General features: G+C 52.9%; 13 protein-coding genes. 5 read left to right on the forward strand and 8 right to left on the reverse strand.

All coding sequences use genetic code 11. The annotated features are described in order from the left end of the window. Positions 1 to 836, reverse strand: an 836-nt coding sequence (locus BLP78_RS14740; RefSeq protein WP_371128897.1) for a glycosyltransferase, incomplete at its 3' end; no start/stop codon positions are given. A 407-nt stretch (positions 837 to 1,243) separates the two neighbouring features. Between BLP78_RS14740 and BLP78_RS14745 the strand changes: the two genes are divergently transcribed. The 5 genes from BLP78_RS14745 (at position 1,244) to BLP78_RS14765 (ending at position 5,535) form a co-directional block, all read left to right on the forward strand. Further along, positions 1,244 to 1,606 carry an exosortase system-associated protein, TIGR04073 family gene (locus BLP78_RS14745; RefSeq protein ID WP_090460477.1) on the forward strand — a complete coding sequence of 121 codons (363 nt, stop codon included), beginning with the start codon at positions 1,244 to 1,246 and terminating at the stop codon, positions 1,604 to 1,606. Positions 1,607 to 1,871: 265 nt separating this feature from the next. Next, positions 1,872 to 2,243 carry an exosortase system-associated protein, TIGR04073 family gene (locus BLP78_RS14750; protein WP_090460479.1) on the forward strand — a complete coding sequence of 124 codons (372 nt, stop codon included), beginning with the start codon at positions 1,872 to 1,874 and terminating at the stop codon, positions 2,241 to 2,243. 467 nt (positions 2,244 to 2,710) lie between these two features. After that, positions 2,711 to 3,085 (forward strand): exosortase system-associated protein, TIGR04073 family, encoded by a 375-nt coding sequence (locus BLP78_RS14755; RefSeq protein WP_090460482.1) that lies wholly within the window; start codon positions 2,711 to 2,713, stop codon positions 3,083 to 3,085. Between the two features lie 159 nt (positions 3,086 to 3,244). Next, positions 3,245 to 4,315 (forward strand): aminoglycoside phosphotransferase family protein, encoded by a 1,071-nt coding sequence (locus BLP78_RS14760; protein ID WP_090460484.1) that lies wholly within the window; start codon positions 3,245 to 3,247, stop codon positions 4,313 to 4,315. Between the two features lie 530 nt (positions 4,316 to 4,845). Next, a complete protein-coding gene (locus BLP78_RS14765; protein ID WP_090460486.1) occupies positions 4,846 to 5,535 on the forward strand; it encodes a hypothetical protein in 690 nt (229 codons plus the stop codon). 39 nt (positions 5,536 to 5,574) lie between these two features. Here the strand turns inward: BLP78_RS14765 and BLP78_RS14770 are convergent, their stop codons facing one another. The 7 genes from BLP78_RS14770 to BLP78_RS14800 all read right to left on the reverse strand — a co-directional run. Then, on the reverse strand, positions 5,575 to 6,075 hold the full coding sequence (locus BLP78_RS14770; protein WP_090460488.1) for an RcnB family protein: 501 nt from the start codon (positions 6,073 to 6,075) through the stop codon (positions 5,575 to 5,577). Between the two features lie 17 nt (positions 6,076 to 6,092). Then, a complete protein-coding gene (locus BLP78_RS14775) occupies positions 6,093 to 6,743 on the reverse strand; it encodes a DsbA family protein (RefSeq protein ID WP_090460490.1) in 651 nt (216 codons plus the stop codon). Positions 6,744 to 6,878: 135 nt separating this feature from the next. After that, positions 6,879 to 8,693: a translational GTPase TypA gene (gene typA / locus BLP78_RS14780; protein ID WP_090460492.1), complete on the reverse strand. Its 1,815-nt coding sequence runs from the start codon at positions 8,691 to 8,693 to the stop codon at positions 6,879 to 6,881. Between the two features lie 284 nt (positions 8,694 to 8,977). Continuing rightward, positions 8,978 to 9,274, reverse strand: coding sequence for a ComEA family DNA-binding protein (locus BLP78_RS14785; protein WP_090460495.1), 297 nt, complete (start codon positions 9,272 to 9,274; stop codon positions 8,978 to 8,980). 411 nt (positions 9,275 to 9,685) lie between these two features. After that, complete coding sequence (locus BLP78_RS14790) at positions 9,686 to 10,384, reverse strand: helix-turn-helix domain-containing protein (RefSeq protein WP_231623520.1); 699 nt, start codon at positions 10,382 to 10,384, stop codon at positions 9,686 to 9,688. A 113-nt stretch (positions 10,385 to 10,497) separates the two neighbouring features. Continuing rightward, positions 10,498 to 10,989: an RrF2 family transcriptional regulator gene (locus BLP78_RS14795; protein WP_025042234.1), complete on the reverse strand. Its 492-nt coding sequence runs from the start codon at positions 10,987 to 10,989 to the stop codon at positions 10,498 to 10,500. Between the two features lie 55 nt (positions 10,990 to 11,044). Continuing rightward, on the reverse strand, positions 11,045 to 11,143 hold a 99-nt coding region (locus tag BLP78_RS14800; protein WP_176752749.1), incomplete at its 5' end, for a cytochrome c oxidase subunit 3.

Consider the following 11,143-nt stretch of genomic DNA (forward strand, 5'->3'; position numbering starts at 1 on the left):
GAGTAATTCACCGCCGCGGCGGTGAAGAAGCTCGTGATGTGCGCCAGGGCGAGTCCGGAGCCGCGGCTCATGAGGAATTGAAACAGCAGCGCGTCGATGGCGACGCTCAACAACCCGACTGCGGCAAAGCGGCCGGCGGCACCGGCCGGGACGGTGCCGCCGGCCAGGGTCATGAGGCGTTGCAGGTAGGTCCACTGCGGGCGGAATGATAATTTGGAGGTGCCGTGGGTGCGATGGGTGCCATGGGTGCGATGGCGAAAGCGGATGGGCACTTCTACAACCCTGAGTTTGCCTTGGCCGGCCATGAGCAGTTCGAGCAGGAATTCATGGCCGTGTGCGGGTTCGGCAATGGTGGCGGCCAGTTCCCGCCGGAAGGCGAAATATCCCGAGGTGGCGTCGTTTACGTCGCAGAGGGGGTGGGCAAGCCAGTTGGCGAGGCGCGAGAGCCATCGGCGCGGCAGGGGCTCTCCTTCGGTGCTGCCGCCCGCTACGTAGCGGCTGCCGATGGCGATGTCGCAGCTTCCGGCCAGTATGGGGGCAATCAGGGCGGGCAACCGTTCCGGCGGGTGGCTCAGGCCTGCATCCATCACGACGATGATGTTCCCGCGCGCCGCTGCCGCGCCGGCCATGATGGACCGGGTGAGACCGGGTTTTTCCCGGCGTTCGATCAGCCGTACATTCGCCCGTTTTTCCCAGGCACGCACTTTGGCGGACGTGCCGTCGCTCGAGTTGTCGTCAACGACAATGATCTCGAAATCCGCCGCCGGCAGGTCAAGCTCGTACAGGCGCGTCAGCAAGGGGTCGATGCTGTCGGCCTTGTTGAACGTGGGGATCACTATGGAAACTTGCGAGACGCTGGCTATCGCTGTATCAGGCAACTCAGGCGGCGTTGAGGAGGGCAAAGACGGGAAATCGGTTGTGTCAGACAAAATTGGTCAAGGTGCACGTAACTGTTATTTTTCTATGAGGCGCGCGGTGTTTCTTGTTTCAATGATGAAAACGATAGTTTCACCACGATAGTCTCACTGCTTGCGGAAGCGTAGCACAATTCATCGCGGCGCGCCTCGAAGACGCTGATAATGCAGAACAGGCGGCTAAAAACCGCGGACGCAGGCGTTTCCCCCAGTATCCTTCACCTCGGCTGGTTCCGCCGTAGCGGAAACAAGATTTCGTGCATGCACATCTTACGGTATGCTAGTATTAATTCGGTATTTTTTTTTTTCAATCCACGCGGGGGACACTGATGAAAAATATACTGAAATCGTTACTGCTATTATCTGCAACGCTATTCTTTTCTTCTCAGGCTGCGGCGGGGGAGGATGGCTATTTCAAAGGCGTAGGCGTCAAGCTCGGGCATGGCGCCATGAACGCCGTAACAGGCGTGGCGGAAGTTCCGAGAAATATGCTGTATGAGTCCAATGACAAAGGCATCGGCTATGGACTCACCACCGGATTGTTCAAGGGTATTGGATATGGGGTGGGCCGTACCGCTGCCGGCTTTATAGATCTTGCCACGTTCTTCATTCCGAGCAAACCGATAATCGCACCTGGCTACGTGTGGGAAAACTTCAGGACCGAACCAACCCACTTCCGGCAATGGAGATAGAAATTATATAATTTCGAAGCGGACTTGTTCGTTCGTCTGCTATTTTATAAAAAGGGAGCCCAAGCTCCCTTTTTATTTGCCCATCCGGAATCAATGCGGTTACCGCACGACAGTTCCATACCTGATTCGGTATCGAAAGAATAATAAACCGCGGCGGAAAATGCTTGTCGAAAGCGTTAATTTTTGGAATGCCGTGCACATATCCCTCAGCGGTATGCTAGTATTAAACTTGATTTAATTTGTTAATCCACTTAGGGAGGTATCGATGAAAAATATGTTGAAACCGCTGCTACTACTGTCTGCGCTGTTATTCTTTTCACCTCAGGGCGCGATGGCGGATACTTACGTCGAAAACGTAGGTGATAAACTCGCTCACGGCGTTGCGAATACCGTAACAGGTATAGGGGAAGTTCCGAAAAACATGATAATGACAACCAATGAGAAAGGTATCGGTTACGGACTTACCGCTGGATTGGTGTCTGGAATCATATATGGAATTGGCCGTACATTGACGGGCGTTGTAGATCTGGTGACCTTCATTATTCCGACCAAGCCTATCATTTACCCCGATTTTATCTGGAAGGAATTCGACACCAAGCAAACCCACTTCCATCCGGAATGGAAGTTACAAAAATAATACGTTTTACCCATAGGCTTATCCATTTGCCATTTCATAAAAAGGGAGCCATCGCTCCCTTTTTATATGCTGGGATCAATGCGATCAGCATGAACAGCACAATTGCACATACGGCAGCCCCAATGTTCTACGGGGGTAAATCCTTGCATATCAGCGGCCCCCGCCGCATGTCCCCACCCCTGAGTTCACCCACGAACTACCTTTGGACGATGAATATAGCCAAAGGCAGGAAATTTCTTGTTTAAAACATAATCCTGAATCCGGTAGGTGACCGCTCATTTTTCAGCTCATTTGTAAACTAAAAGCGATGACCAAAAAGGATTTTTTGTACCCATGAGCTTTACTTCTTCGGTGAGCTCGCTACGGAGCGGATTCAGGATAATGTTTTTAACAGGCCTTGCCACTACACCTCAGCGGTATGCTAGTATTACGCGGGATTTAATTTGTTCCACTTTTGGGGGGTATCGATGAAACGTATACTGAAACCGTTGTTGCTGCTATCCGCATTGTTATTCTTTTCGCCTCAGGCGGCGGTCGCCGCCAGCTATGCTGCGGATGCCGGCGACAAGCTTGCGCACGGCATGGCGAACCTGGTAACAGGCATAGGAGAAGTTCCAAAGAATATGGTAATGACGACCAATGAAAAAGGCATAGGTTATGGACTGACGACCGGGGTGTTTTCCGGAATCGTATCCGGGATTGGCCGATCGTTGACGGGCATCGTCGATCTAGTGACGTTCTACGTTCCGACCGAGCCGATAATCACACCTGGCTACGTCTGGGAGGACTTTGACACCAAGGAAACACGCTTCGACAGCAAATGGAAGTCCAAAGACTATTAGCTTTGGACACAGGCCTATCCGTCTACCATTTCAAAAAGGGAGCCACTGGCTCCCTTTTTTTGTATATTGGAATCAATGCGGGTAGCATGGTTGATTCGCTACGGATGTATGTGCCGCCTATACAGTAATTGCGATTGACTCCTCTGGAGGCAGGCAGTGATGAATCATAATATTCTTGCACGCCGGCCCGACGATTTAAACGTTGGCTGGGCTCAGCGTGTAATCAACAAACATCATTCCCGTACAATCGTATCGAACGTGAATATTGTTTCTGTCGATATCGGCACGACCACGCGAATTCGTCTCGCAATTGAGCACGATGGACCGGCAGCACTGCCTAGACAGTGGTTCGTAAAACTGCCATCGCTGACGTGGCGCGCACGAATGATCACCGCTTTGCCCAGATTGTTACATACAGAGGTGCGCTTCTATAATGAAGCCGCTCAAGCCATACCCATCGCGATACCCGGTCTATTGGCGGCACAGAGCATGCTGGGGAAAGGATCGACGCTGGTTCTGAGGGACGTAACAGAATCCGGCGCGATTGCCGGGCATACCGGCGATGCTCTGACGGCGGCACAGGCTACGCTCGTTATTGAACAGCTTGCCCGCATTCATGCTCATTTCTGGGGAAAAACCGATCTCGCGCGAACTTATCACTGGCTAGCGGCACCGATACGTCGCCTGGAAGATCATCTGGGCACCGCCCTGGCTGTTCCATTGATGAAACGAGGATTGCATCGGGCTGGAAAACTCGTCCCTTCGACTCTTTATCCACTGGCCGTCCGCTATGCGCGAAATCGCCACCAGGTAATGCGTTTTCTTTCTAACGCGCCGCAAACACTCGTTCATCATGATTGCCATCCCGGCAATCTATTCTGGAACCAGTCGCAACCTGGCCTTCTTGATTGGCAGCTTGTACGCTTCGGGGAAGGTATAGGGGACGTTGCCTATTTTCTTGCGACTGCGCTTGATCCGGAAATCCGGCGAGCTCACGAGATGAAGCTTTTGTCGGTTTATATACAGGGGCTCAGAGATAACGGAATCACAGGCATCGATAACGCTGGTCTATTGCAGAGATATCGCGCCCACCTTATCTATCCCTTTGAAGCAATGGTTGTGTCACTCGCCGTCGGTGGAATGATAAAGCTGGAAGCCAATCAAGAACTCATCCGCCGGACAGTGGCTGCTGTAGAGGACCTCGCTGTCTTTTCCGCCATTCCGATATGAAGCGGCAGATTTCAGGAAATCCGGCAGATTGACAGGTATTGTGCCGCACCGTAAGTCGGCACAATTCTCCATCAATCTCCATGTGCATTACTCTCATTTCCAACGAGAGAATCAGCACCTCGTAGCGCCTGAAATTGTGCCCGCTATCGATGCGCCTCGCCAGGCTGTACCGTATCCGGTACATGTGTTCAAGCTGTGCACGCATTTTGTAAATTGCGTTACACTGTACGGCTTCCGATCCCACCTTCAATGCGTCTTTCAATCATCCTAAATCCGGTAGTTGGACGGGGTGAAGTGTACTGTTTTTGGGGTGCAGGGCAAGGCGCAACGACGCGGAATGGTCGTTCCATTCCAAGGAGTTGCAACATAGCCATGTGCCGCAAAAACTGTGCAATTCACCCCGTAGCGCCCCCACCCGGAAGGTGAGCGCAAATAATATGAAATATTGTTATTAATCACGACACTGATCTATTAAATGAGCGGTCAACTACCGGATTTAGGATCACAGGTGTTCGCTTCAGGAAAACATCATGAACGATATTCTCAAAGCCAGGCTTGACGCAATTGACGCTGATTGTGAAAGCACCGCGAAAATGGAACTCGACACGCTGTCCGAGGCTGCTCTCCATGACAATAACAATACAAAAAACAGCGTGCCTTCTCCGCAGGCGATCGAGGCTGTCTGGCTCAAGCTCATCGCCAGGAAAGAACACGAGTTTATCGATGAAATCGCCCGGACTCTGAAGCCAAAATCCGCTGGTGGATCTACTATCCAGTCTGTTGTTCCAGATAAGGAATTTGTGTCTACCGTTGAGGCAATGGTGGACGCCATGTTCGCGGAGGATCGGTATGTGGATCGAATGCGGGATTTCTATCACCTGGCGACCAGAAAGGCGCCTGTGGATGAGCCCGCCTCCCCCAGGCAGGCAAAACGGCCGGACCTCATCGATACCGCATACCGAACCGGCATCCAGAATGCGCTACGCCGATCACGGCAAACCGTCCTTAGGGAGTTCGACTTGTATAAACCGCTCAAGGCACCGGAAAATACCGGTTTCCTATCGGAGTGGCGCCATTACTCCACCTTGAGCCCATGGAGGTCCCTCGGCGCAATCGTAATGTTGAGTTTAACGTCCTATCTTATCGCTTTTATCATCGCAAGCGACTCATTCCGTGGATTGCTCGAACGCTTTGGCTGGTCCCCCGGAACCGGACTTTAGCACTCGGTATCGAGTGCGTTGAAGAAGTCGGCGCTCTACTCACATTGAGTTTAAATCCATGATGGCATCGATAACCATACCGGTACCTGCTGCTATCAAAAGAATGTCCGCCGCGACACGCACATAGCGGTAACCCGGCCCAGGCGCGCCCAATTGCCTGATCAGGTGAGGTGGGAGATCATAAAACACCACATTCCGGGGCAAGGCGCGTCCCACTCCCCATTTTCTTGCTTGTCCGGGCGGCATGCAACCGTTGTACTTCTTGGCCAAACCCGGCGGACAGCGGCCGCTCTGAAAGCGGGGACCATAGTAATCGAGAATAACAGCGCGTTGCCTCGAGTCAAAACTACCCGGCAGAACACGCATTCCGTGAGATCGATAATTCTGATTCTTGCCCTTGTTCCAATTTTTTTCCTTTTGATGGCGATGTTGATTCGCCTTATGATCGCCTCCCCCCTTCTCGGCAAATATGGGCATGGAGATGCAAAATATCGAAAGCACCATGGCCGAAACAAAAAACTTCAAAAGTGCTTTATACATGATCTGTACCTTGGAAACTATGAGCCTGGCCGGGGAGTATCAAGCGGATCCAGCAACCACCCGTCCAGCTTTGGACGCAATTCATCAAGTGAACAATAACCCGCGTTGAGCAGGCGGTAATCCGCCCCGCTCTGCCCGATTACAGTGGGAAAGCCATGCACGCCCCACTGACTTGCCTTTTGGAAATGTTCAAGCGTCAGGCGCTTCGCGATATCGGACTCGAACGCCTGCCCGAACTGCTGGGCATCTATTCCCACCCTCGCGGCGAGCTGTGACAGCACAATGGAGTTCGTCACATCCTGCTGCTCGACGTAGAACGCGGATTGCACCATCTTGAAAAAAGAAAAGATCGCTTCGCGGTTGATCAAGGATACGGCAACCACTCCGCGGCTGGCGGGTTCGGTGTCGTAAACAAACCCTTCCGGCATCGCACCTTCGAACCGGAATGGCTGCGCAGTCCGTTGCTGCACAGCACGCCAATGGTGGAGTATCTGTTCACGTTGCGTCGGGGGCATCGGTTGTTTCGTCCCTGGCCGCAAACCACCCAGTAATAGCGCTACTTCAAACCGGCCACCATACTCACGCTGAATCGCTTCGATTACCGGAGAGAAACCCCAGCACCATGAACACATGGGGTCAGCGACATACCAGAGCTTTCTTTCACTCATAGCGGACGAGATTCTTCCATTCTTGTCGTGCAAAATGGGAGATAGTCAGCCTGCGTCATGCTTGGCCACCTATGGATAAGTTGTGCAGGCTGAGCTCAGCCGGTGCATCAACCAGCCCCGATATGCTTCGTGAAATTATGCAGCGGCGCGCGAAGCTTTCTTGCGTTCGTGCTCCTGCAGGAAACGCTTGCGAATGCGAATGGTCTTGGGGGTAATCTCCACCAATTCATCATCGGCGATGAATTCAATCGCGGACTCGAGAGTGAGCTGGATCGGCGGCGTCAGGGTCACGGCCTCGTCAGTTCCGGATGCGCGAATGTTGGTCAACTGCTTGCCCTTTATCGGGTTGACGACAAGATCATTATCGCGGCTGTGAATGCCGATCACCATTCCTTCATACAGGCGATCCCCTGGACTGACAAACATGCGCCCGCGCTCCTGCAATTTCCAAAGCGCATACGCTACGGCTTCACCCTGCTCTGCGGAAATCAGCACGCCGTTCCGGCGTGCGGCTATTTCCGGCCGCATCGGTGCGTATTCGTCGAATACATGGCTCATCAGGCCTGTACCTCGCGTCATGGTCATGAAGTCGGATTGGAAGCCGATCAAACCCCGCGCAGGAATACGGTAATCCAGCCTCACACGTCCGCGCTCATCCGAGACCATGTCCTGCAAATCGCCGCGGCGAGCGCCAAGCGCCTCCATTACTCCACCTTGATGCGTCTCTTCAACATCGACGGTGAGCATTTCGAACGGCTCGCACTTGACACCGTCGATTTCACGAATCACCACGTGCGGACGCGATACGGCAAGCTCATAGCCTTCGCGACGCATGCTTTCCAGCAAAATGGTCAAGTGCAGCTCGCCCCGCCCGGAAACCAGAAACGAATCGGTATCGTCCGTTTCCTCCAGCTTCATCGCGACATTGGTCAGCAGTTCCTTTTCAAGGCGCTCGCGCAATTGACGGCTGGTGACAAACTTGCCTTCCTTCCCGGCAAAAGGCGATGTATTCACCTGGAAGTTCATCGTCAGCGTGGGCTCATCCACAGCACGCATCGGCAGCGCTTCGGGCCGGTCGATATCGGCCAGCGTCACACCGATACTGAGTTCCTCGACGCCATTGATCAGAACGATGTCGCCCGCCATGGCTTCTTCCAACTGGACTCGCTCGATACCGCGAAAACCCAGCACCTGGTTGACCCTGACCTTCTTCGGCGCATTCGATCCGTCCAGCACCAGCACATCCTGGGCGGGCCTGAGCCGTCCACGGCTGATGCGGCCAATACCGATACGACCGACGAAACTGGAATAATCCAGCGCAGCAATCTGCAGTTGCAGCGGTTCGTCGGGGTTGCCTTCGGGCGCCGGGACATGCTTAAGTATGGTATCGAAAAGCGGACGCATATCGGCACCGGTCTGCTTCAGGTCCAGCATGGCATAGCCGTTGAGCGCTGAGGCGTAAACCACTGGAAAATCCAGCTGATCTTCATTCGCGCCCAGCTTGTCGAACAAGTCAAAAGTATGATTCACCACCCAGTCGGGGCGCGCACCGGGACGGTCGACCTTATTGACGACGACTATGGGGCGAAGCCCCAGCGCCAGCGCTTTCTTTGTGACAAAACGGGTCTGCGGCATGGGGCCTTCGACCGCATCGACCAGCAGCAGCACGCCATCCACCATGGATAGCACCCGCTCCACCTCACCGCCAAAATCGGCATGGCCGGGTGTATCGACGATATTGATGTGCACGCCCTGGTAATCCACGGCACAATTCTTGGCGAGGATCGTGATGCCGCGCTCGCGCTCGATATCGCTTGAATCCATTACCCGATCGGCAATATGCTGATGCGCGGCAAAAGAGCCTGCCTGGTGCAGCAATTTATCCACCATAGTGGTCTTGCCGTGATCGACGTGGGCGATAATAGCGATATTTCGTATGGAACGGGACATTGGTAAATCCTCAGTCGGAACGACAAAAGGGCAGCATTATATCAGATAGCCAAGGAACTCGCCTGTATCATTGTACGGCCGAATCCCTTCACCGTCACTTCGCAAAACGAAGACCGGAGGTGGGTTATAAAAAAGATACTCCGATGGTAACAGACAAAATCCCGGAAGAGCCGGGGTTTTGTCTGACCATGCTGTCCTGCCGAGATCATTTCACGCCTGACTTCCACTGTCTTTGTTTATCCTGGACAGTGTCCTTGGCACCCTTCAGGCAGGCGTTTCTTTTCTTACTTGGCCGCAGGCTTGTTTTCTTGCCGAATCAGGGTTGGGCCGGTAGTTGAAATATCCTTGCGGAGTACGCGCATGTCAATGCCGCTGTCGACCTTCTCCAAATCATCCGTCGATCTGAACGCACCCGCTTTTGAGCGAAAATCAATGATCGCCTTGGCTCTGTGAGCGTCGATACCCGGAAGAGTCTGAAGTTCGGCCTCGGTGGCAGTGTTGATGTTAACGACCGCATGGGCGGCGGTAAACGGTAACGCGGTGACAAGCATAGTGACAACGGTGATAAGTAATTTTCGCATGAATTTTCCTTTAGATTAAAAAAAGAACAACACTTAACTCTTCATCGAAATGCTATGAAAGGCTGGCGTTTGGGGGGAAACAAAATGAAAAAAGGTCCCCGACGGAGAATATCAGCAATTCGCGCTTTCCTTGCTTAATTTTTCTCTGAAAGATACGAAAAGCATCATATTGCCATCTTCGAAACTCAAGCATATCCCGCTCATGACAATAAACACCGACTAATATCACCAGGACCTTTGCTGGAAATCGTCGTTCCCGGTAGTGCTGCTTGCGAATAACTGTGGCGATCACTGAGAAGTAAATCTCGAGTTCGTTCGAAAGCAGCCCATTATACCGTGACGTGCAAGAAACCAGTGAAGCACCCTGGAATAAGGAAATCGCTGTCCCAGGATTGAGACCGGAACCCCGGGTCAGGCTTCAAGCTGGCGATCCACGGAATCCCGAGCGTTGCTGGTACGCCGGTGATAGACGATCTGCTTCAAACGCTCCAGATCGTTCAGCTTTACACGCCTATACCGGCTGCTGATGAGGCCGTCATCCTGAAACCGTGCAAATATACGGCAAACGGTCTCCTCCGCGATTCCCAGATGGTTTCCTATATCGCTGCGCGACATGCTCAGGTCGAATTCAGTAGCCGAACAATGGCGCCGTGCGAACTGCTGAGACAGGCTGAGCAAGAACGTAGCCAGACGCTCTTCAGCATTATGCTTGCCCAGCAATAGCAGCAATTCATGGCTGTGATGGATTTCCGCGCTCATGATTTTGAGAATTTCGTGCTGAATGGCGGGATCCGTACTTGCCAGCTCTTCAAAGCGATCGATGGAAACTTCACAAACAGAGGTAATTCCCGTCGCCTGGGCTTCACAGTTATGTTGCCGGCTCTCGATGGCGTTCAGACCCAGCAATTCTCCTACTATGTGAAAACCGATAACCTGCACCTGCCCGTCCTCGGTGCTGACGCTGGTTTTGACTGACCCGCCGCGGATGACATACATGTATTCCATCGGCTGCCCCATGCGATACAAAACATCTCCGCGTTTAAACACGTGCTTTCTTTTGACGACTCGCTCAAGCAAAGATGCGTCACCCGTCTTCAACCAAAGGGACATGCATAACTTATAAGCGCCACAATCCCTGCAATCCAGGGGAACGTCAACCGGGTCATCAGTAGCGGGTGATATATTCGACGAGCATTTGGTCATGTTAGCTCCGCTGAAAAATTTTACAATCCGTCCGGACAGCTTTCGCCCAGGCGGTTTTGACCGCCAAGTGCGGCCTCCGGTAAATCGGTCAGTTTATATCTGCCGCTTACGACCATGGCGGCAAGCAGGTCCAGGGTCTGGTTCTGCAACAGCTTCACGATCTCCTGCTTGATCGGCCACCATTTGACATGCATCGGACAGGGCGTTTTATCACTGCAAACCTTGAGTCCCAGCACGCAGCCATCGGTGAATCCGGGACCCTCGGTAAGGATGGCGATCTGCATCAGATTAATTTGGTCGCTATTTTCCCTCAGGCAAAAGCCTCCTTGTTTTCCGCGGAAAGAATAAAGCAGGTTGCCGCGGGACAAGTCTTGCAGAATCTTGGCAAGATAGGTGGGGGATGACCTCAGGTGGTCGGCAATGGTGCGATTCAGTACGGCCACGCCACGGGGTTGCGTGGCCATATAAATAAGCGCCTGAATGGCGTACTGAGTTGTACGGGATAAGATCATCGCGAGATCACAAAAAAACTGTCATGTAATAAACCTGGATAAAATCCTGCAATCGTTACACAAGCCAGTAGACGAATATGAACAGGCCCAGCCAGACCACGTCCACGAAGTGCCAGTACCAGGCAACGCCCTCGAAGCCGAAATGATTCTCCGG

Source organism: Nitrosospira sp. Nsp1 (assembly GCF_900100985.1).
Taxonomy (GTDB): Bacteria; Pseudomonadota; Gammaproteobacteria; order Burkholderiales; family Nitrosomonadaceae; genus Nitrosospira.

Excerpts from the sequence above, each read along its gene's own strand:
- BLP78_RS14770 (WP_090460488.1), bottom strand. The coding sequence starts at position 6,075 with ATGTATAAAGCACTTTTGAAGTTTTTTGTTTCGGCCATGGTGCTTTCG.
- BLP78_RS14790 (WP_231623520.1), bottom strand. The coding sequence starts at position 10,384 with ATGTCCCTTTGGTTGAAGACGGGTGACGCATCTTTGCTTGAGCGAGTC.
- typA (WP_090460492.1), bottom strand. The coding sequence starts at position 8,693 with ATGTCCCGTTCCATACGAAATATCGCTATTATCGCCCACGTCGATCAC.
- BLP78_RS14785 (WP_090460495.1), bottom strand. The coding sequence starts at position 9,274 with ATGCGAAAATTACTTATCACCGTTGTCACTATGCTTGTCACCGCGTTA.
- BLP78_RS14765 (WP_090460486.1), top strand. The coding sequence starts at position 4,846 with ATGAACGATATTCTCAAAGCCAGGCTTGACGCAATTGACGCTGATTGT.
- BLP78_RS14760 (WP_090460484.1), top strand. The coding sequence starts at position 3,245 with ATGAATCATAATATTCTTGCACGCCGGCCCGACGATTTAAACGTTGGC.
- BLP78_RS14755 (WP_090460482.1), top strand. The coding sequence starts at position 2,711 with ATGAAACGTATACTGAAACCGTTGTTGCTGCTATCCGCATTGTTATTC.
- BLP78_RS14795 (WP_025042234.1), bottom strand. The coding sequence starts at position 10,989 with ATGATCTTATCCCGTACAACTCAGTACGCCATTCAGGCGCTTATTTAT.
- BLP78_RS14775 (WP_090460490.1), bottom strand. The coding sequence starts at position 6,743 with ATGAGTGAAAGAAAGCTCTGGTATGTCGCTGACCCCATGTGTTCATGG.
- BLP78_RS14745 (WP_090460477.1), top strand. The coding sequence starts at position 1,244 with ATGAAAAATATACTGAAATCGTTACTGCTATTATCTGCAACGCTATTC.
- BLP78_RS14750 (WP_090460479.1), top strand. The coding sequence starts at position 1,872 with ATGAAAAATATGTTGAAACCGCTGCTACTACTGTCTGCGCTGTTATTC.